The following is a 21,744-nucleotide window of genomic DNA, read 5'->3' on the forward strand; positions in this document are numbered from 1 at the left end:
ACTTCATGAAACTCACCGTGGTCGGCGGCGGTTCGACCTACACGCCCGAACTGATCGACGGCTTCGCCCGGTTGCGGGACACGCTGCCGGTGGAGGAGCTGGTGCTCGTCGACCCGGCCGCGGACCGGCTGGAGCTGGTGGGCGGCCTCGCCCGCCGCATCTTCGCCCGGCAGGGGCACGGCGGCCGCGTGGTCACCACCTCCGACCTGGACGCGGCCGTCGACGGCGCCGACGCCGTACTGCTCCAGCTGCGGGTCGGCGGGCAGGCGGCCAGGCAGCAGGACGAGACCTGGCCGCTGGAGTGCGGCTGCGTCGGGCAGGAGACGACCGGCGCGGGCGGCCTCGCCAAGGCGCTGCGCACCGTGCCGGTGGTGCTGGACATCGCCGAGCGGGTGCGCCGGGCCAACCCGGACGCCTGGATCATCGACTTCACCAACCCGGTCGGCATCGTCACCCGTGCCCTGCTCCAGGCCGGGCACCGGGCGGTCGGGCTGTGCAACGTGGCGATCGGGCTCCAGCGCAAGTTCGCCGCGCTGCTCGGGGTGGCGCCCGCCGACGTCCACCTGGACCACGTGGGCCTCAACCACCTCACCTGGGAGACCGCCGTACGGCTCGGCGGCCCCGAGGGCGAGGACGTGCTGCCCCGCCTGCTGGCCGAGCACGGGGAGGCGGTCGCCGCCGACCTGCGCCTGCCCCGGCCCCTCCTGGACCGCCTGGGCGTCGTCCCCTCCTACTACCTGCGCTACTACTACGCCCACGACGAGGTCGTCGACGAGCTGCGCACCAAGCCGTCCCGGGCCGCAGAGGTGGCGGAGATGGAACGGCAGCTGCTTCGGATGTACGGCGACCCGGCCCTGGACGAGAAGCCCGCGCTGCTCGCCAAGCGCGGCGGCGCCTACTACTCCGAGGCCGCCGTCGACCTCGCCGCCGCCCTGCTCGGCGGCGCGGGCTCCCCGTACCAGGTGGTGAACACCTACAACCGGGGCACGCTGCCCTTCCTCCCCGACGACGCGGTGATCGAGGTGCCGGTGGCGGTGGGCGGCAAGGGTGCCTCCCCGCTGCCGGTCGCGGACGTCGACCCGCTGTACGCGGGGCTGATGGCCAACGTGACCGCCTACGAGGACCTGGCCCTGGACGCAGCCCTGCGCGGCGGGCGGGACCGGGTCTTCCGGGCGCTGCTCGCCCACCCCCTCGTCGGGCAGTACGCGTACGCCGAGCAGCTCACCGACCGGCTGATCGCGCACAACCGGGAGCACCTGGCGTGGGCCTGAGCGCAGGCGTCCTCGCCGTCGACGCGGGCAACAGCAAGACCGACGTGGCCGTGGTGGCGGCCGACGGCGAGGTCCTCGCCACGGCCCGCGGCGGGGCCTTCCGGCCGCCCGCCGTGGGTGTCGAGCGGGCCGTCGACGCCCTGGCGGACGCGGTGACGCGAGCCTTCGCGGCGGCCGGGGTCACCTCCGTCGACCACGTGTCGGCGTGCCTGGCCAACGCCGACCTGCCCGTGGAGGAGGAACAGCTGGCCGCCGCGCTGCACGCGCGCGCGTGGGGCGGGAGCGTCGAGGTCCGCAACGACACGTTCGCCATCCTGCGGGCGGGCGTCGCCGAGCCGCTGGGCGTCGCCGTGGTGTGCGGGGCGGGCGTCAACTGCGTCGGCATGCGCCCCGACGGCCGCACCGCCCGCTTCCCGGCCATCGGCCGCATCTCCGGGGACTGGGGCGGCGGCTGGGGGCTGGCCGAGGAGGCGCTGTGGCACGCCGCCCGCGCGGAGGACGGCCGGGGGGAGCCGACCGAGCTGGCCCGCACCCTGCCGGCCCACTTCGGCCTCGACTCGATGTACGCGCTCATCGAGGCCCTGCACCTGCGGCGGATCGAGCCGGTACGGCGGCACGAGCTGACCCCGGTGCTGTTCGCCACGGCGGCCGACGGCGACCCGCTCGCCCGGTCGGTCGTGGACCGGCAGGCCGACGAGGTGGTGGCCATGGCCACGGTCGCGCTGACCCGGCTCGACCTGCTGGCCGAACCGGCGCCGGTGCTGCTGGGCGGCAGTGTGCTGGCGGCCCGGCATCCGCAGCTCGACGGGCGGATACGGGAGCTGCTGGCGGCCCGCGCCCCCAAGGCCGTACCCCGGGTGGTGACGGCCCGGCCCGTGCTCGGCGCGGTGCTCCTGGGGCTCGACCACCTGGGCGCGTCCCCCGGGGCCCGGGAGCGGGCCCGGGAGCACTTCACCGCCTGAGCCGCCACGGGAACCGAACCGGTTCCCGTGGCGTATTCATGGGCAGGGGTGGTGCGTTGCACCGGGATCACATCAAGATCGGACGAAGGCCGGTGCGAATGTCGGTGCGGGCGGCGATACTTGCGGCGACGGATGACCATGGGGGAGGTCGGCAGTGACTCAACCGCCGAAGAGCGGCAGTGCACCGCCGCCGGACACGGCGCCGCGTCGTACCGCCTTCGCCGAGGGCGTGGACCGGCTGCGCGCGGCGGCGGTCACCGAGCCGGGGCGGCTGCGCATCATCGGCGCGCTGCTGGCCGTGCTCGTCGTCGCCTTCGGCACCGTCACCGCCTGGCAGATGAACGAGCGGGCCGCCGCCGCCGACGACGTGCTGACCCGCAGCCAGCCGCTCAGCTCCGCGGCGGCCGACATCTACCGCTCCCTCGCCGAGGCCAACACCGCGGCCTCCAGCGGCTTCCTGGCCGGCGGCCAGGAGACGGAGGACTCCCGCACCCGCTACGAGACCGGGATCCGGGCCGCCGCCGAGGGGCTCGTGACGGCCGCCGCCAACTCCGAGCCGAAGTCTCCCGCGGCGACGACCATCGCGAAGCTCAACCGCCTGCTGCCCGAGTACAAGGGCCTGGTCGAGCGCGCCCGCACCTACAACCGGCAGGGCTTCCCGGTCGGCGGCGCCTATCTGCGCTACGCCAACGAGAAGATGCAGAAGGAGATGCTCCCGGCGGCGGAGGACCTCTACAAGAAGGAGAACCAGCGGCTGGGCGCCGACTACGGCGACGCCAAGCCCTACCCCTGGGCGGCGATCGCCCTCGGCGTCGTCCTGCTCGCCGCACTGGCCTGGGCCCAGCACCGCACCTACCGGCGCACCAACCGCGTCCTGAACCACGGGATGGTCGCGGCGACCGCCGCCTGTGCCGTCGTACTGCTCTGGCTGGTCGTCGGCCACGGCGTCGCGCGGTCGAACCTGACCGACTCCCACGAGCACGGCGTGCGCTCCCTGAACGCGCTGAACGAGGCCCGCATCGCCTCCCTCAAGGCCCGGGGCAACGAGAACCTGACCCTGGTCTCCCGCGGCGCGGAGACGACCAAGGTGGGCGACAAGACGTACGACTCCTACGACCTGGCCTTCGGCAAGAACATGGACAGCCTCGCCAAGGCCCTGGCCGAGGCGGAGCGGCTCGCCGACGACAAGGCGGGCGAACGGCCCGTCGGCACGGCGAACGGCAACATGACGGAGTGGAAGAAGCGCCACACCTCGGCCCGTACGCAGGACGAGAACGGCAACTACCAGCAGGCGCTGAACCTGGTGATCGGCGGAGACGGCGCCACGGTGGAATGCTTCGACGGCGTCGACGCCGCGCTCGCCACCGCACTGAAGCACGAGAAGGCGGAGTTCGAGCAGGCGGCGGGCGACGGCCTGGACGCGATGCGCTACCTGCCGCAGGGCGCGGGCGTGCTCGCCGCGCTGGGGGCGGCCGGGGCGCTCATCGGCATCGGCCGCAGGCTGTCGGAGTACCGGTGAGGCGGGGTGCGGGCCCGGCGGGCCGGTGGGAAGGGGCGCCCGTGCGGCCCGTGGAGGCAGGACCCGTGAGAGGGGGCGTGAGGATGCGTGCGGGACGGTTGCGGACCGGCCTGAAGGGCTGGGGCGGAGTGGGGGCGATGGCCTTCGCCTGCGGCCTCGCGGTGCTGGCGGCCCTGCTCCTGCCGGCGCTCCCCTGGCACGGCGGAGGCGGGGGCGGCGGCGGTGGGGCGGTGGGCGACGGCCACGGCGCCGCCGGCGGCAGCCAGGCGCGGGCCGCGCAGGAGTGCACCGACCCGGAGAAGCAGACCCTCGCCCCGTCCGGGGACGACGGGCCCACCATCGACGAGATCCGCGCCCGTGAGGGCGAGAAGCGCAAGCTGATCGTCGGCGTCGACCAGAACAGCTTCCGCTGGGGCTACCGCGACCCGAACAGCGGCGGCGCCGCCGAACTGGAGGGCTTCGACATCGACCTGGCGCACCGGATCGCCAAGGACATCCTCGGCGACGAGGACGCCGTGCAGTTCAAGGCGATACCCACCGACCAGCGCGTCCCCGCGATCCAGGACGGCCGGGTCGACATGGTGGTCCGCACGATGACCATCAACTGCGACCGGCTGAAGGACGTCGCGTTCTCCGCCCCCTACTTCAGGACCGGCCAGCAGGTGCTGGCGCCCAAGTCCTCGAAGATCACGGGGTACAACGGCACGCTGGCCGGCAAGGAGATCTGCACGGCCGCGGGTTCGACGGCGCTGAGCACACTGGAGCAGGACCAGAAGGACGGCAGGCTCGCCGAGGGCGTCGACCTGCGCACCACCGTTCCCAACCAACTGGACTGCCTGGTGCGGCTCCAGCTCGGCGAGGTCGACGCGGTGGTCACCGACGGCGCCCTCGCCGCGAGCCAGGCCGCGCAGGACCCGACGGTCGAGCTGAAGGGCGACGCCTTCACGACCGAGTACTACGGCGTGGCGATGAAGAAGGACGCCGACGATCTGGTACGCCGGGTCAACCGCGTCCTCGAACAGTGGCGCTCGGACCAGGCCGACGGGTGGCAGCACTCGTACGAGGAGTGGCTGTCGGAGACCATGGACGACCCGGCCAAGTCGCTGCCGCCGAACCCGCAGTACCTGCGCGGGAGCTGACCGGCGGCGGCGCAGGCGAAGACAGAGCACACGTACGGCACACGCAAGTCCGCGACGGCGAGAGGTGATCGATGGGCGACACGGGACCCACCGGGCCGGTGATGGACCGGGACGAGGTGGACCGTGCGCTGGCGCGGCTCGGCGCGGAGCACGAGGCGATCGAGACCTCGCTCCTCGCCCTCCAGGACCACGCGGGCCGCAGACTCCTCGAAGGCGCCGCGCTGACCGGCGTCACCGCCGAGCGCTGGGGGGCCGCGGAGGCGTCGATCACGCTGCTGTGGACCTACTTCGACGCGTACACGGGCGCGCTGCGCTCGGCCCGGGAGATCCGCTCCCGACGCCGCTGGTCCAGCCGCGAGGACCTGGTGGAGCTGACCGAGCTGCTGCGCGGCGAGGCCGTCACGGTGGCCGGCTCGGCCGCCGCCACCGCCAACGCGCCCGCCCCGCACGGCGGTCCCGGCCGGCTCAGCGAGCGGTACTCGCTGGTGACGCTGGTCGAGCGGATGAACCAGCTCTACGCGACCTCCCTGGACATGGTGGTCGCCGCCGACGCGGTGTGGTCGGCGCTGCCCGCCCGGATCGATTTACTCGCCGCCGAGCTGGGGCGCACCCGCAAGCTGGCGCACTCCGTGGGCGTGCGCCCGGGCGAGCACCCGGCGGGCGACGACCTGGAGCGGATCACCCGCACCCTGACGCGGCTGCGCGAACAGGTGATCTCCGACCCGCTGGCCTTCTGGACGCCCGCCCGGGGCAGTTCGGCACCGGGCGGCGGCCGCCCGGACACCACGGTGTACGACCGGGAGGCGCGTGCCCTGGAGGAAGTGCGCCGCGAGATCGACGCGGTGCTGGCCGTGCGCCAGGACGCCGAGCAGCGGATCGTGCGGCTACGGGACGTGCTCTCGCGCGCGGACCGCACGCTCGCCGAGGCCCGCACCGCGCGCGGCGAGGTGCTGGCGAAGATCGCCGCGACGGAGGTGCCGGTGGTCGGCGGGCCGCCGATCGTGCTCCAGGAGCAGCTCGCGGCGGCCGCCGAGTACCGCAGGCACGCCCAGTGGCACCGGTTGTCGCCGCTCCTGGAGTCCCTGGAGGAGAAGGCGGAGGACGAACTGCTGCGGGCCCGGGAGTCGCTGACGGCGGTCACCGCGCCGCTCGCGGTCCGTGCCGAGCTGCGCGGCCGGCTGGACGCGTACAAGGCGAAGATGGCCCGGCTGGGCCACGCCGAGGATCCCGAGCTGGCCGAGAAGTACGAGAAGGCGCGGCGCATGCTGTGGAGCGCGCCCTGCGACCTGCGCGTCGCGGAGCAGGCCGTGCTGCGCTACCAGCACGCGGCGGCCGAACTGCTCGGCACCGCACGGCGCGTGCCCGGCCAGGGCGGACCGGTGGACCGGACGGGGCCCGGCGCATGAGCGAGAACCGGCCCACGGGCGGCGACCGGCGCGGAAGCGAGAAGGGGGAGGCAGCGTCATGAGTGAGGCAGGGCGGACGTGTCAGCGTCCCGGCTGCGGCGGGACCTACGAGGACATGGGCGGCGGCGAGCTGTACTGCGACACGTGCGGTCTGGCGCCGGTCGTCGCGGCCGGCGGCGCGCTCGGCTCCACGCCGACCGGCGTCGCCGGAGGCGGCGGGGGCGGGGGCTCGCGCGGGTCGCGCGGCGGGTCACGCGGTTCGTCGGGCAGCGGCGGTTCCCGCTCCAGCGCCCGCAGTTCGCGCACGTCGTCCCAGTCGTCGCGTTCGTCGAAGTCCCGGCGCTCGGTGTCCGGCAGGCTCTCCCGGGCGGTCTCGGGCCGCTCCACGGGGCGTTCGGTGTCGGTGCGCAGCTCCGGTTCGGCCGCGGGTTCCACCGGACGCGGGCGCCTCGGCGTCGGTCTCGTCGAGGTACCGGCGGTGCCGCGGCCCGACCCGCGCGAGATGGTGATGGACCACCCGGAGGTGCCCGAGCGCAAGCGGTTCTGCTCGCGCTCGGACTGCGGGGCGCCGGTCGGGCGGGCGCGCGGCGAGCGGCCGGGCCGCACGGAGGGCTTCTGCACCAAGTGCGGCCACCCGTACTCGTTCGTGCCCAAGCTGAAGTCCGGGGACGTGGTGCACGGCCAGTACGAGGTGGTGGGCTGCCTCGCGCACGGCGGCCTCGGCTGGATCTACCTGGCCGTGGACAAGGCGGTGTCCGACCGCTGGGTGGTCCTCAAGGGCCTGCTGGACACCGGCGACCAGGACGCGATGGCGGCGGCGATCTCCGAGCGGCGCTTCCTCGCCGAGATCGAGCACGCCAACATCGTGCGGATCTACAACTTCGTCGAGCACCTCGACCAGCGCACCGGCTCCCTCGACGGCTACATCGTCATGGAGTACGTCGGCGGCAAGTCGCTCAAGGAGATCGCCAACGCCCGGCGCTCCCCCCAGGGACGGCGCGACCCGCTGCCGGTCGAGCAGGCCTGCGCGTACGGCATCGAGGCGCTGGAGGCGCTCGGCCACCTGCACAGCCGCAAGCTGCTGTACTGCGACTTCAAGGTCGACAACGCCATCCAGACCGAGGACCAGCTCAAGCTCATAGACATGGGCGCGGTGCGCCGCATGGACGACGACGAGTCGGCGATCTACGGCACGGTGGGCTACCAGGCCCCGGAGGTCACCGACGTCGGCCCGTCGGTGGCGTCCGACCTGTACACGGTCGGGCGGACCCTCGCCGTGCTGTCGTTCGACTTCCAGGGCTACACCACCGTCTACGCGGACTCGCTGCCGGACCCCGACAGCATCGAGGTTTTCCGGGACTACGAGTCGTTCTACCGGCTGCTGGTGCGGGCCACCGACCCGGATCCGGCCCGCAGGTTCGCCTCCGCGCAGGAGATGGCGGAGCAGTTGACGGGCGTGCTGCGCGAGGTCGTCTCGCTCCAGACGGGCCGCGCGAGGCCCGCCGTCTCCACCCTGTTCGGGCCCGAGGTGCGGGTGACGGACACGGAGCTGTTCCCGCGCCTGGACGGCGAGGTGTCTCGGCTGGGGGCCAGGGCCCCGCGTACGAGAAGACGGCGGGGCGGCTCCGGTGCGGCCCTGCCGGGCGGGGCGGGCGCCGCGCCCGCGCTGCCGGGCGGGGCCGGTCCGGCCGTGGGCGCACCGGGCGGGACCGTCGCGCACGCTCCGCCGGTCGGCGCGGGTACCGGGGCGGGGGCGGCGGGCACCCCGGTCGCCGCGTCCGGGGGTGCGAGCGCCTCGCTGCCGGGTGCGGTCAGCACGGTCGGCGGTCCCGGCGGTCCCGGCGGTCTCGGCACCGGCGGCTTCGGCCTGGTCAAGGATGCCGACGCGCCCACCGCCTCGCTCGCGCTGCCGGTCCCCCGGGTCGACGCCGGTGACCCCAACGCGGGTTTCCTGGCGGGCCTGATGGCATCCGCACCGGCCGAGCTGCTGACCGCGCTGGCCGCCGCTCCGGCGCCGTCGACCGAGACCCGGCTGCGGCAGATCCGGGCCCGGCTGGAGAACGGCGACGCGGCCGGCGCCCTGGAGGCGCTGGGGACCTTGGAGGGTGAGCGCCCCGACGACTGGCGGGTGGTCTGGTACCGCGGTCTCGCCGCGCTGGTGACCGGCGCCCACGAGGACGCCGCGCTGGCCTTCGACGCGATCTACGACGCCTTCCCCGGCGAGATCGCGCCCAAGCTGGCGCTCGGCCTGTGCGCGGAGGTGCTGGGGCAGCTCGACAACGCCGCCGAGTACTACCGGCTGGTGTGGTCCTCCGACCCCAGCCACGTCAGCGCGGCGTTCGGGCTGGCCCGGGTGCAGCTGGCCGCGGGTGACCGGGCGGCGGCCGTACGGACGTTGGAGTCGGTGCCGGAGTCGTCCGTCCACTGCACCGCGGCGCGCGTGGCGGCCGTCCGGGCGCGGCTGCGGCAGCGCACCGCGGCCGCGGGCGACCTGCGGTTCCTGGACGACCTGATCGCCGCCGCGCGGCAGGTCGAGGCGCTGGACGTGTACGGTCTGGATCCGGCGCGGCGCGAGCAGCTGTCGGCCGAGGTCCTCGGTTGCGCGCTGGACTGGGTACTCTCCGGAGGTCGGGGTTCCGTCCCTCCCCCGCTCTCGGCTTCGCTCGAGCGGGGGGACCCCCATGCCGCCGGGGGACGGACGCTGCTCGGCAGCGGCCTGGACGAACGCGGCCTGCGTTTCGGCCTGGAGCGTTCGTACCGCACGCTGGCCCGGCTGGCGCGGGGCGGCGAGGAGAGGATCGACCTGGTGGAACGTGCCAATCGTTACCGCCCCCGGACGTGGGTGTAGTTGATGTCGCAGATGCCCCAGCAGGCCGCCGTGCCGAAGTGCCCGAGCTGCGAGGAACCCCTCGAGTCGGGTGACCGGTTCTGCGGTGCGTGCGGATACGACCTGTCCGTCGTGCCGGCGCGGCCCGAGGACAGCCCGACCCTGGCCATCAACGGCGCGGTGCCGGGGCCGGACGGCGTGGACTGGCCCGTGGCCCGGGACTCGGACGGCCACGGCCACCCCGCCCCGGTGCACGCGGCGGCCGAACTGCCGGGCACCGACTCGGGCGGCTCCCCGCTGCCGCCGTCCCCGCCACCGCCCGCCGCGCCGCCCTCGGCACCGGCGGCACCGACGGCTCCCGCGGCACCGTCCTCGGCACCGGCGGGGTCACCCGCGCCCGGGGTGCGGTTCGACCGGCCGGGGGAGCCCGACGAGTACCCGTTGCAGGCGCCCGACCCGCGGCTGACAGCGGAACGGGCCCCGGCCCCCGCACCGGCCGCCGCTCCCCGACGGCCCGCCGCCGCACCGGCCGCGGCCGAGAAGGTGTGCGTGGCCTGCCGCGCGGGCCGGGTCGACGACGACGGCTACTGCGAGAACTGCGGGCACGCCCAGCCCCGCGAGCGCGACCACATGGAGCAGGAGTCGGGCCCGATCGCCGCCGTCAGCGACCGCGGCCTGCGCCACCACCGCAACGAGGACGCCTTCTCGGTGGGCTGCACCGCGCTGCCCGACGGCGCCCCCGCCTCCGTGGCAATCGTCTGCGACGGCGTGTCCTCCGCGACCCGCCCCGACGACGCCTCGCTCGCCGCGTCCCGGGCGGCCGGTGAGTCGCTGCTCGGCGCCCTGCCGCGCGGCACGCACCCGCAGCAGGCCATGCACGACGCCATCCTCGCCGCCTCGCACGCCGTCAACGCGCTGGCCGACGAGCCCGCCACCGCCCGCGAGCAGGCCCCGCACCAGAACGCGCCCGCCTGCACCCTGGTCGGCGCCGTGGTCACCGCGGGTCTGCTGGTCGTCGGCTGGGTCGGCGACAGCCGCGTCTACTGGGTCCCGGCCGACCGCGCCACCCCGCCCGCCCGGCTCACCGAGGACGACTCGTGGGCCGCGCAGATGGTCGCCGCCGGCCTGATGAACGAGGCCGAGGCCTACGCCGACGAGCGCGCCCACGCGATCACCGGCTGGCTGGGCGCCGACGCCTACGAACTGGAGCCGCACACCGCGTCCTTCAAGCCGGACCGCGCCGGTGTGGTCGTGGTCTGCACGGACGGCCTGTGGAACTACGCGGAGTCCGCCGAGGAGATGGCCGAGGCCATGCCCCTGGACGCCGCCGACCGCCCGCTGCACGGCGCCCGCGTTCTGGTCGGCCACGCCCTGGACGGCGGGGGCCACGACAACGTAACAGTGGCCCTCCTGCCGTTCCCGGCCCCGCCGCAGGGGGCAGGATCGGCCTGAGGCCCCCGCACGGACACGGGTGGAGGGGCGGCCTCGCGGACCGCAGGGGGCGGTCCGCGCCAGCAAGCCAAGACCCCCACCGCTGTGGGGACGTAGAGGGGGATGCGATCCGGCATGGCCAATTTCTCGAAGTCGAACGTGCCGCAGTTCGCGGTGGACGTCTACCAGAACGAGTACCTGCCCGAGGGCGGCCGTGAGGTCAACGCCATCGTCACGGTCACCGCGACCGGCGGCGGCACGGTCGGGAGCGCGGTCGCCGCGCCCCACCTGTACTCGCCCGGCCAGGGGCCGTCCGCCGCCGTGGCGTTGATGGTCGACTGCTCCGGCTCGATGGACTACCCGCCGACCAAGATGCGCAACGCCCGCGACGCCACGTCCGCCGCGATCGACACCCTGCGCGACGGCGTGCACTTCGCCGTGGTCGGCGGCACCCACGTGGCCAAGGAGGTCTACCCGGGCGGCGGCCGGCTCGCGGTCGCGGACGCCACCACCCGGGAACAGGCCAAGCAGGCGCTGCGCCGGCTGAGCGCGGGCGGCGGCACCGCCATCGGCACCTGGCTGCGGCTGGCGGACCGGCTGCTGTCCACCGCGGACGTCGCCATCCGGCACGGCATCCTGCTCACCGACGGCCGCAACGAGCACGAGTCGCCGGAGGACCTCAGAGCCGCGCTCGACGCCTGCGCCGGGCGTTTCACCTGCGACGCCCGGGGCGTGGGCACCGACTGGGAGGTGAAAGAAGTCACAGGGATCGCCTCCGCCCTGCTCGGCACCGCCGACATCGTCGCCGATCCGGCGGGCCTGGCCGCCGACTTCACGCGGATGATGGAGACGGCCATGGGCAAGGAGGTCGCGGACGTCGCGCTGCGGCTGTGGACCCCGGTCGGCACCACGGTGAAGTTCGTCAAGCAGGTCGCGCCGACGGTCGAGGAGCTGACCGCCCGCCGTACCGAGGCGGGGCCGCGGGCCGGTGACTACCCCACCGGTTCCTGGGGCGACGAGTCCCGTGACTACCACGTCTGCGTCGAGGTACCGGCCGCGGACCTCGGCCAGGAGATGCTCGCCGCCCGCGTCTCCCTGGTCATCCCGGAGCCTGGGGGCACCTCCCGCTCGAGCGAAGCCGAGAGTGGGGGAGGCAGCGTCCGAAACCTCGGCGCGCAGGGTCTCGTACGGGCCGTGTGGACCGACGACATGACCGCCTCCACGTCGATCAACCCCCAAGTCGCCCACTACACCGGGCAGGCCGAACTGGCACAAGCCATCCAGCAAGGGCTCGATCTACGCAAAGCGGGAGACATCGACGGAGCAACGGCCAAACTGGGCCGCGCGGTTCAGCTCGCGGGAGTCTCCGGAAACGCGGATACGGCGAAACTGCTTGCGAAGGTGGTGGACGTGGTGGACGCGGCGGCAGGTACTGTGCGACTGAAAGCGAAGGTCGAGGAGGCCGACGAGATGACTCTCGAGACCCGGTCGACCAAGACTGTTCGTGTGAAGAAGTGACGCTCAACAACCGCGCGACACGCCCGCAAGAGAGGGAAGCTCCGACATGCCGACCTGCCCGAACGGACACCAGTCGGGTTCCGACGACTGGTGCGAGGTCTGCGGTCACCGCATGGCCGGTGCCGTGCCGCCCCCTCCGCCACCACCGCCTCCGGGCGGCGGCTACGGCTTCCCGCCGCCCGCCGGTCCGGGCGGACCCGGCGGTCCCGGTGGCGGGCCCGGCGGTCCGGGCGGCGAGCCGCAGTTGTGCCCGCAGTGCCGCACACCGCGTGAGGGCGGTGCGCCGTTCTGCGAGGAGTGCCGGTGGAACTTCCTGACCAACACCGCCACCTCGTACACCCCGGCCGCCCCGCGCCCGCCGGCGTCCGGCGGCCCGGCGCCGCAGTTCGGGCAGCCGCCCGCGGGTCCGTCCTACGGCGGCGGTGACTCGTACGACTACCAGGGCTCCCGCCCGTCCCAGATGAACCGCCCCGCAGAACCGATCCCCCCGGGCCCGCCGCCCTTCGGCTCCGACCCGTCGGGCCGCGGTGGCCCTGGCGCTCCCGGTGGCCCTGGCGGCCCCGGTGCTCCTGGCGGCCCCGGTGCTCCTGGCGGCTCCGGTGGGCCTGGTGGGCCTGGTGGATTCGGCGGCCCCGACGGACCCAACCGTCCCGGCGGTTTCGGCGGCCCGGGCAGCCCTGACGGGCCCGGCGGTTCCGGCGGCCCCAACGGCGCCGGCGGTTTCGGCAGGCCCGGTGGCCCGGGTGGCCCCAACGGTCCGGGTGGCCCCGGCGGGCCCAACGGTCCTGGCGGTTTCGGTGGTCCTGGCGGGCCCAACGGTCCCGGTGGTCCCGGTGGTCCCGGCGGTCCGGTCGGCCCCAGCGGTTTCGGCGGGCCTGGCGGTCCCAACGGCCCCGACGGGCCCGGCGGCCCCAACGGCCCCGGCGGCTTCAACGGTCCGGGCGGCCCCGGCGGCCCGAACGGCCCCTCCGGTCCTCCGGCCCCGCCCGGTTTCGGCGGCGACCCGTCGCGTCCGGTCCCGCCTCCGCCCGGCCCCGTCCCGCCCCCGCCCGGTGGCGCCGGCGGACCTGGCGGGCCCGGCGGCCCCGGTGGCCCCGGTGGCGCCCCGCAGGGGTACCAGGCCGGTCCGCCGGCCCCGCCCGCCTTCCCGCAGGAGGCCAACCGCCCGCAGCAGGGCGGCCCGTCCTTCGGTGGCGGTGACGACGACTGGGTGCTCTCCCCGCCCACGTCCGGCGCCCCCGGGGGCCCCGGCCAGGCCCAGGGCGGCGGCTACGGCTACCCGCAGCCCGGCGCCACCCAGGCACCCCCGCCCCCGCCCGGCCAGGGCTTCCCGCAGCAGCCGCAGCGGCCCCAGCAGCCGACCACCTGGTCGGCGACGATCGGTCCGGACCGCGAGTACTTCATGGCGATGATGCAGCGCTCCGGCCCCGAGGCCGCGGGCCTGAACCTGCCCGCGTACTCGCCCGAGCAGCAGCGCACGCTCACCGGCAACCAGATCACCATCGGCCGCCGCAGGCACTCCACCGGCGACACCCCTGACATCGATCTGGCCGTGCCGCCGGAGGACCCGGGCGTCTCGCACCAGCACGCGGTGCTGGTGCAGCAGCCGGACGGCAGCTGGGCCGTCGTCGACCAGAACTCGACGAACGGCACGACGGTCAACGGCGGCGAGGAGCCGATCCAGCCCTTCGTGCCGGTGCCGCTCCAGGACGGCGACCGGGTGCACGTCGGCGCCTGGACGACGATCACGGTCCGCCGGGGATAGGCACGGCGATACGCCCGAGAGGGGCCCGCGTCAGGCGAACGGCCAGGCGTACGGCCCCTCGGGGTCGTCCAGCCACGCCCAGGACCGTTCGCCGCTGACGGTGATGCCGTAGCGCTCGCGGCGCGGGGCGTCCTCGCGGTCCCACAGCGCGTACGCCTCCTGAGGATCGAGCCCGCCCCGGCTCAGCGACAGCAGGAAGCGGAACAGGTCGTCCTCCCGGGCCCGCCGCGGTACGCCGCCCAGGCCCGGGGTCTCGGGCTCGGCGCGGTCCGCGCCGCGCAGCGGCACGAAGTACGCGGGCGTGTGCAGGAAGCGCCCCTCGGCGTGCTCGGCGTCGCGGACGGTGAGGACGACCAGGCCGGTGGCCAGCGGGGTCAGGATCCGGCCGCCGGGACGGCACTGGGCCGGCCAGGCGCGCGGCACCGAGGGCAGCGCGCAGGTGGCGAGGATCCGGTCGTAGGGGGCGCGTTCCGGGACGCCACGGGCGCCGTCGCCGGTGACGACGGCCGGGTGGTACCCGGCTGCGTCCAGGTGCCGGCGGGCCGACTCGGTGATCTCGGGGTCCAGGTCGACGGTGGTGACCAGCTCGTCGTCGCCGAGCCGGTGGGCGAGCAGGGCCGCGTTGTAGCCGGTCCCGGCGCCGATCTCCAGGACCCGGTCGCCGTCCCGCACGTCCAGCTCCACCAGCATCATCGCCATCAGCGAGGGCTGGCTGCTGGAGGAGAGCAGTTCCCCGTCGCGCATCCGCGTCGCCAGCGGGGCGTCGGCGTACGCGCCGCGCACCCAGCGCTCGCGGGCGCCCGGGTCGGGGTCCTCGCCCCACCGGCGTTCGTAGCCGCCCCGGACGCCGACGTAGTAGTACGGCACGAAGAGGTGGCGCGGGACCTCCCGGAACGCCTCCCGCCACACCGGGTCGGCCGCCCAGGCGCCGCTCAGCTCGATCTCCCGCACCAGCTCCGCCCGCGCGGAGGCGGCGAGGCTGTCCAGGTCCTCGTACCCGCCCATGCCTCCACAGTACGGGCCGGGCGGGCCGCGGGCAGGGTCCCTGGGCGGGGTCCTAGGTCTTGAGTCCTATGCCCCCGGGTCTGAGACCATGGACGGCGTGAACGAGATTCGGCGCGGCACGCTTCAGGAGCAGACCTTCTACGAGCAGGTCGGCGGGGAGGAGACCTTCCGCCGACTCGTCCACCGCTTCTACGAGGGGGTCGCCGAGGACCCGATCCTGCGGCCGATGTACCCCGAGGAGGACCTGGGTCCGGCCGAGGACCGCTTCGCGCTGTTCCTCATGCAGTACTGGGGCGGTCCCACGACGTACAGCGACAACCGCGGCCACCCGCGGCTGCGGATGCGGCACGCCCCCTTCGCCGTCGACCGGGCCGCGCACGACGCCTGGCTGAAGCACATGCGGGTCGCGCTCGACGAGCTGGGCCTGTCCGAGGAGCACGAGCAGACGCTGTGGAAGTACCTGACGTACGCGGCGGCGTCGATGATCAACACCCCGGGCTGACCGGTCCGTCGTCCGGTTCCGGCCTCCGATTCCGGCGTCGGACCCCTGACTGACGGGCGCATTCCGGTCATCAGACGCCGAATTCCGGTCACAATCCGGTCAAGTCCAAGCCCCAAGCGCTTACTTCCGTACCTCGTCCTCTGACAACATCCCGGAGAGGTCTGGACAACAGCGGCGGGGGGCCGGGTGGCGGGGTACGGGGGGCTCATGGGGTTCGTGCTGCTGCGGGCGCGGGCGCACCGCCTGCTGCTGGCCGCGGCCCTGCTCACCGTCCTGCTGACCACCACGGTGCTGGCCACCCTGACCGCCTACTCGGGCGCCATCGGCGACGCGGCCCTGCGGCACTCCCTCGCGGACTCGCGCACCGGGGCCGACGCCGCGCTGATCGTGAAGGCGGACGTACCGGCGGCCCAGCGGTCGGCGGCGGACGCCACCGTGCGCGAGGGCGCCGCGAAGACCTTCGACGGACTGCCGCGGACGGTACGGACCCTGGTGCGCTCGGGCCCGTACGCGCTGCCCGGCTCCCTGCGGCCCAAGACCGAGCGGTCCGGCGACCCCGATCTGACCTTCTTCGCGTCGCTCGACCCGACGCAGGTCCGCGTCGACGAGGGACGGCTCCCCGAGGACGGGGGCGGGGACGCGGGCGGGGGCTCCGACGGCGCGGTCGAGGTGGCGGTGCCGGTGGCCGCCGCCGAGCGCATCGGCGTCGGCACGGGCGACCGGCTCACCCTCACCGACCGGCTCGACGGCCCGGCCGTGGACATCGTGGTGAGCGGCCTGTACCGGCCGGTCGACACCGGATCACCTTACTGGCGCCTGGACGACCTGGCCGGGCGCGGCCTCCAGCAGGGCGGCTTCACGACGTACGGGCCGCTGCTCGCCCCGCCCGGTGCGCTGAGCGGCGGCCGGGTCAGCGCGGGGTCGTCCGGGTGGCTGGTGACGGCGGACTACTCGTCGCTGACGACCGGGCGGACGCAGGCGCTCGGGGACGCGGCCCGGGGCGGCCTGGCGTGGCTGCGCGAGCAGCAGGTGCTCAGCGGCACCACCGCGGCGACCACCGAACTGCCCGCGATCCTGGAGCGCCTCGACCGTTCGCTGGCGGTGTCCCGTTCCACCCTCCTGGTCATCGCCTCGCAGCTGGTGCTGCTCGCGGGCGGCGCGCTGCTGCTGGTGGCGCGGCTGCTGAGCGTCGAGCGGGCGGGCGAGCTGCGGCTGCTGCGGGCGCGCGGCGCCTCCCGGGCCCGGCTGGCGGCCGGATCCGCGCTGGAGGCGCTGATGCTGGCCGTGCCCGCGCTTCTCTGCGCGCCGCTGCTGGCCAGGCCGCTGGTCCGGCTGCTGGCCGGGCAGGGGGCGCCGGCCCGGATCGGGCTCGGCTGGGAGCCGACGGCCGGCGGCAGCGGCACCGTGTGGCTGGTGGCGGCGGTCGCAGCGCTCGGGTGCACGCTGGCGGTGACGCTGCCCGCGCTGACCCTCGCGCCGGAGGCCGGCGGCGGACGGCCCCGGGCGCTGCCGGGGTGGCTGCGGGCCGGCGCGGACGTGGGACTGCTGGTGATCGCCGGTATCGCCTACTGGCAGCTGGACCAGCAGACCTCCGCCGCCGGGACGGGCGACGCCGACGCCCCGGGCACCCTGGGGGTCGATCCGCTGTTCGTGGCCACGCCCACGCTGGCGCTGCTGGCCGGGACGGTGCTGGCGCTGCGGCTGCTGCCGCTGGTGGCGCGGCTCGCGGAGCGCCGGGCGGCGAGCGGGCGGGGCCTCGCGGCGGCGCTGGCGGGCTGGCAGCTGAGCCGCCGTCCGATGCGCGGGGCGGGCCCGGTGCTGCTGCTGGTGCTCGCCGTGGCGCTGGGCACGGTGGCGATCGGGCAGGGCGCCTCGTGGTCCCGTTCGCAGGACGACCAGGCCGACTTCCGCACGGGGGCGCCGATCCGGGTGCAGGCCTCCGGCACGCCGGGACCGGGCCGCACCGACCTGGTCGCGGGCGTCCCGGGGGTGGCGGAGGTCGCCCCCGCGGCCCGGTCCGAGGTCTCCCTGTCCGGCGACCGGACGGCGACGGTGCTCGCGCTGGACACCTCGCACGCGGCGGGCCTGATGCTGATGCGCCCCGACCTGGCCGACGAGTCGCCGCGCGGGCTGCTGTCCGGCATGGCGCCGGAACAGCCGTCGAAGGGCGCGGCGATCCCGGCGGGCACGGCCCGGCTCACGCTGGCGGCGACCCTGGCCGTCCCGGGCCTCGACCCGGCCCTCGCCGGCTCCCGGTCGGCGGACGTGACGGTCACCGTCGAGGACCGCTGGGGCAGCCCGTACCGGCTGGCGGCCGGTTCCCTGGCCGCCGACGGCCGGGAGCACGCCCTCGACATGGACGTCTCCGCGGGACCGCTCACCCTGACCGGCGTCGAGTTCACGGTGGTCCAGCCCGGCGGTGAGAGCGAGGAACACCGCCTGACGGTACGGCGGGTGACGGCCACGGCCGCCGACGGGACCGTCCGCCCGGTGCCGCTGCCGGACACCTGGACGGCCGGCTCGGAGCTGTCACCGCCGTCGGTCACGCCCGACGCGCCGGGCGCCCCGTCCACTCCGCGCCTGCTGAAGCCGGGTCCGCTCGCCGTCGAGTACTCCACGGGCTACTCGGAGGCCGGCAGCTGGAAGATCACCACGCTGACCGTGCGGCTGCGGGTCGCGCAGCCGAAGCCGGCCGAGGTGACCGCCGTGGCCACCGACCGCTTCCTCGACTCCTCGGGCGCGAGCACCGGGCAGCGGGTCACGGTGCTGATCGGCGGCCACGACGTGCCGGTGCGGATCGTGCGCTCCGTGCGCGAGCTGCCGGGCACCGGGCCCGAGACCCCCTCGGCGCAGTTCGGCGGTGCCTTGCTGGTCGACCTGCCCGCGGTCAACCGGCACCTGCAGAGCAAGTACGGCGCCTCCGTCGCGCCCACCGAGTGGTGGCTGCGGACCGGGCCGGAAGAGACCGACGAGGCGGCGGCGGGCCTGCGCGCCTTCCCGGACACCGCACCGGCCCAGGTACTGGTGCGCGACGAGGTCGCCGAGCGGCTGCGGGACGACCCGTTCGGCGCCGGTCCCGGGGCCGCGTTCGCCGCGGCGACCCTGGTGGCGGCCGCGCTCGCGGCGGTCGGCTTCGCGGTGAGCGCCACCGGGTCGCTGCGCGAGCGGGGCACCGAGTTCTCCGTACTGCGTGCCCTGGGCGCCTCGCGCGGCCGGCTGGCCCGGACGGTCGCCGCCGAGCAGGGCGTGCTGACCGGCCTCGCGCTGCTGACCGGCGCCGCCCTGGGCGCGGTCCTGACCCGGGCGGTGATCCCGCTGACCGTACTGACCCCGCAGGCCACCCGCCCCGTGCCGGAGGTGCACGTGACCCTGCCGGGTGACCGCGTCGCCCTGCTGCTGGCCGGCATGGCCGTCGTCCCGCTCCTGGTCACCGCGGCACTGGCCCTGCGCCGCACCGACACGACGGTGACCCTCAAGGACCACGGAGGTACCGGACGGTGAACCGCGTGACCGCCCCGCCGCCACCGGCCGAGAGGGCCGCCACCGTGCCGGTGACCACCACTGTGCCGGTGACCACCACCGTGCCGGTGACCACCACCGCACGGGCGCCGCGCCGCACACACACGGTGGCGGCCCCCGAAGGACCGGGAGGTACCGGACGGTGAACCGCGTGACCGCCCCCTGGGTGCGCACCCGGCTGCGGGCCGCCCCCGGCGCCGCCGTCGCGCTGGCGGTGCTGGTGGCGCTGACCGCGTGCCTGGCCGCCGCGTTCCCCCGGGCGCTGGACCGGTACACGGACGCCGGTCTGCGCCAGGCCGTCGAGCGCGCCCCGGTCGACGAGAGCAGCATCCTGGTGACCACGGGTCCCGATCTCGACGGAGGGGTGGCCCACACGGAGGAGAGCGTCCGGCCCGAACGCCTCACCGAGCTGTACAGGTCCACCCTCGACGTGGTCGAACGGCCGCTCGTCATCGACGGGAAGCGGTCCTCCTACGGCGTCCGCACCACCGACACCCTGCCCTCGCCGGACGAGTGGCTGCCCCGGCCCGACGGCCTCCCCGCGGAGTTGCTCCTCGCCGCCCCGCACGGTCTCGCCGACCACAGCCGGCTGAGCTCCGGCCGGCTGCCCGAGGTCCCCGGCGGGGAGGCCAGCGTCGAGACCACCGAGGTGCAGGCCGCGGTGACCGAGGAGACGGCCCGCACGCTGCACATCGAGGTGGGCTCGGTCATCCACGTGCCGGCCCAACGCGACCTCACCGTCCGCGTCACCGGCATCGTCACGCCCGAGGAGGCCGACAGCCCCTACTGGTCCGTCGAATCCCTGCTGCGCGCCCCCTCCCTGCGGCGCGTACCGGGACCGATGGGTGCCTCCAACCCCTCCTACTGGGTCGGCGGTCTGCTGCTCGCCCCCGAGGCGGCGCCCGCGCTGCTGGGCGTGACCTCCACGGTCCGCTACTGGCACCTGACCCCCGCCCCGGACACCCTGCACAGCCGCGACCTCGACGGTCTCGCCTCCGCCGTGGCCTCCCTGGAGTCCGGTCCGGGCCTCGAGGAACTGCACGCGACGATCAACCCGCTCACCGACGCCACGACGGGACTCGACGCCGCCTTCACCACGTACGGGGAGCTCCGCGGCGACATCGGCCCGCTGGTCGTCGTCGCCGCGTCGGGCGCGGGCACGGTCGCCGCCGTGGTCCTGCTGATGGCGGGCGGCCTGGCCGCCGAGCGGCGCCGCGCCGAACTGGCCCTGCTGCGGGCCCGCGGCGCCTCCGTACGGGGCATGGTGGGGCGGCTGCTCGCCGAGACGGCCGTGGTGGCCGTGCCCGCGGGCGCCCTCGGGTTCGGCGCGGCCCTGCTGGCGCTGCCCGGCGCCCGGCCGCTGCCCGCGCTCTGGGCCGCCGCCGCGGTCACCGCCGTGGCCGCTCTCGCGCTGCCGCTGCGGGCCGCCGCCGCCCACCACGCCGTACGGATCCACGACGGCCGGCGCGACGTGGCGTCCGCGCGTGCCTCCCGGCGCCGTACCGTCGCCGAACTGACCGTCGTGGTCCTCGCGCTCGGCGCGGTCGAGATGCTGCGCCGGCGCGGGGCGACGGACGGCGCCGGTGACCTGGTGGCGGTGGCCCCGGTCCTGGTCGGGGTGATCGCCGCGCTGGTGCTGGTGCGCCTGTACCCGCTGCCGCTGCGCGGTCTGGCCCGCCCGGCCAGGCGGCTGCGGGGCGCCGTCGGGCCGCTCGCGCTGGCCCGGGCGGGCCGTACCTCCGCATCCGCGGTGCTGCCCCTGCTCGCGCTGCTGACCGCGTTCACCGTGGCGGCCTTCGGCGGGTCGGTCCTCAACGGCGTGGCCGACGCCCGCGACCGGGCGGCGCTGCTCTCGGTCGGCGCCGACGCCCGGGTGGAGGCCGAGGCCGCGCTGCCCGCCGGGCTGGCCGGCCGTCTCGGGCAGGCGCCCGGGGTGCGGGAGGTCACCGAGGTCGGCATCGACTACCAGGCCAGGATCCAGGACGGCCGCCAGGCGCTGCCGCTCGCGACGGTGGACCCGGCCGACTACGCGGCGCTGGCCGGGCGGACGAGCCTCGGCGCCTTCCCCGCGGGCGAGCTGGGGCGGCCCGACGGCGCCGAGGGCGGCTTGGCGAACGCCGTCCTGCCGGCGCTGGCCTCCCCCGCGGTCGCCGAACGGCTGGGCAGCGGCACCTTCCAGGTGCGCCTGGCCGACGGCACCTTCGCCACCCTGCGGATCGCGCTGGTCCGCGACCGCACCCCGGCCGTGTACGGCGACGACTTCCTCGTCGTGGACCGGGCCGGACTGCCGGCCGGGGCGACCCGGCCGAACGTACTGCTGCTGACCGGCGGCGACCTGGACGCGGGCGCGCTGCACCGGGCGGCGGACGACGCCGGCACCGTCCACCTGCGGTCCGAGGAGCGCGGCACCTACGTGGACTCCCCGTTGCAGTCCGGCGGGGAGCGCATCTACACGGCCGCCGTGGCCGCCGCCGCCGGATACGCCGCCCTGGCCCTGCTGCTGTCCCTCGCGAGCGCCGCCCCCGAACGCGCCGCGCTCCTCGCCCGGCTGCGGACCATGGGCCTCACCCGCGCCCAGGGCCGCCGCCTGCTGGTCCTGGAGTCCCTCCCGCAGGCGCTGCCCGCGGCTCTGGGCGGCATCCTGACCGGCTGGGCCGCCGTACGCCTCCTCTCCCCCGGCATCGACCTGACGACCCTCGCGGTGCCGGCCACGACGTCCCCGGCGGGGCACGCGGAGCTGAGCGCCGACCCGTGGTCGCTGGCCGTCCCGGCGGTGGCGGTGCTGGTCCTGGCGGTGGGGGTGGCGGCCGTCCAGGCGTGGTGGTCGGGCCGGCGCGGAGCGGTGGCGGAACTCAGGGCGGGCGACGCGCGGTGAAGGCG

General features: G+C 75.7%; 13 protein-coding genes. 12 read left to right on the top strand and 1 reads right to left on the bottom strand.

The genetic code is table 11. The features are described 5' to 3' along the window. Window positions 1-5: 5 nt before the first annotated feature. From ACFYZ3_RS15280 to ACFYZ3_RS15320, 9 genes are all read left to right on the top strand, one after another. Window positions 6-1,271, top strand: a complete 1,266-nt coding sequence (locus tag ACFYZ3_RS15280) for a 6-phospho-beta-glucosidase (protein ID WP_388517058.1) — start codon at window positions 6-8, stop codon at window positions 1,269-1,271. Beyond that, window positions 1,262-2,233 (top strand): N-acetylglucosamine kinase, encoded by a 972-nt coding sequence (locus ACFYZ3_RS15285; RefSeq protein ID WP_388517061.1) that lies wholly within the window; start codon window positions 1,262-1,264, stop codon window positions 2,231-2,233. The genes ACFYZ3_RS15280 and ACFYZ3_RS15285 overlap by 10 nt, the downstream gene beginning before the upstream one ends. A 154-nt stretch (window positions 2,234-2,387) precedes the next feature. Beyond that, on the top strand, window positions 2,388-3,752 hold the full coding sequence (locus ACFYZ3_RS15290) for a hypothetical protein (RefSeq protein ID WP_388517064.1): 1,365 nt from the start codon (window positions 2,388-2,390) through the stop codon (window positions 3,750-3,752). 83 nt (window positions 3,753-3,835) lie between these two features. Continuing rightward, complete coding sequence (locus tag ACFYZ3_RS15295; protein ID WP_388517067.1) at window positions 3,836-4,891, top strand: glutamate ABC transporter substrate-binding protein; 1,056 nt, start codon at window positions 3,836-3,838, stop codon at window positions 4,889-4,891. A gap of 71 nt (window positions 4,892-4,962) precedes the next feature. Continuing rightward, complete coding sequence (locus ACFYZ3_RS15300) at window positions 4,963-6,297, top strand: hypothetical protein (protein ID WP_388517069.1); 1,335 nt, start codon at window positions 4,963-4,965, stop codon at window positions 6,295-6,297. A 58-nt stretch (window positions 6,298-6,355) separates the two neighbouring features. Then, window positions 6,356-9,145 carry a tetratricopeptide repeat protein gene (locus ACFYZ3_RS15305; RefSeq protein WP_388517072.1) on the top strand — a complete coding sequence of 930 codons (2,790 nt, stop codon included), beginning with the start codon at window positions 6,356-6,358 and terminating at the stop codon, window positions 9,143-9,145. 3 nt (window positions 9,146-9,148) lie between these two features. Next, window positions 9,149-10,576 carry a PP2C family serine/threonine-protein phosphatase gene (locus ACFYZ3_RS15310; protein ID WP_388517075.1) on the top strand — a complete coding sequence of 476 codons (1,428 nt, stop codon included), beginning with the start codon at window positions 9,149-9,151 and terminating at the stop codon, window positions 10,574-10,576. Between the two features lie 114 nt (window positions 10,577-10,690). Next, entirely contained in the window at window positions 10,691-12,073 is a 1,383-nt protein-coding gene (locus ACFYZ3_RS15315) for a VWA domain-containing protein (protein ID WP_388517078.1), read from the top strand. Between the two features lie 46 nt (window positions 12,074-12,119). Then, window positions 12,120-13,838, top strand: a complete 1,719-nt coding sequence (locus tag ACFYZ3_RS15320) for an FHA domain-containing protein (RefSeq protein ID WP_388517080.1) — start codon at window positions 12,120-12,122, stop codon at window positions 13,836-13,838. 30 nt (window positions 13,839-13,868) lie between these two features. Here ACFYZ3_RS15320 and ACFYZ3_RS15325 read toward each other — a convergent pair whose 3' ends face one another. Next, on the bottom strand, window positions 13,869-14,843 hold the full coding sequence (locus ACFYZ3_RS15325; RefSeq protein WP_388517083.1) for a methyltransferase domain-containing protein: 975 nt from the start codon (window positions 14,841-14,843) through the stop codon (window positions 13,869-13,871). An 88-nt stretch (window positions 14,844-14,931) separates the two neighbouring features. On the opposite strand from ACFYZ3_RS15325, the gene ACFYZ3_RS15330 reads away from it, so the two are divergent. The 3 genes from ACFYZ3_RS15330 to ACFYZ3_RS15340 all read left to right on the top strand — a co-directional run bounded on the left by ACFYZ3_RS15330 (window position 14,932) and on the right by ACFYZ3_RS15340 (window position 21,739). Beyond that, window positions 14,932-15,345: a globin gene (locus ACFYZ3_RS15330; protein WP_011028501.1), complete on the top strand. Its 414-nt coding sequence runs from the start codon at window positions 14,932-14,934 to the stop codon at window positions 15,343-15,345. A gap of 207 nt (window positions 15,346-15,552) precedes the next feature. Further along, a complete protein-coding gene (locus tag ACFYZ3_RS15335) occupies window positions 15,553-18,846 on the top strand; it encodes an FtsX-like permease family protein (RefSeq protein ID WP_388517086.1) in 3,294 nt (1,097 codons plus the stop codon). Window positions 18,847-19,015: 169 nt separating this feature from the next. Continuing rightward, window positions 19,016-21,739 carry an FtsX-like permease family protein gene (locus tag ACFYZ3_RS15340; protein ID WP_388517089.1) on the top strand — a complete coding sequence of 908 codons (2,724 nt, stop codon included), beginning with the start codon at window positions 19,016-19,018 and terminating at the stop codon, window positions 21,737-21,739. Window positions 21,740-21,744: the final 5 nt, after the last annotated feature.

This window comes from Streptomyces sp. NPDC001599 (assembly GCF_042893535.1).
GTDB lineage: Bacteria > Actinomycetota > Actinomycetes > Streptomycetales > Streptomycetaceae > Streptomyces.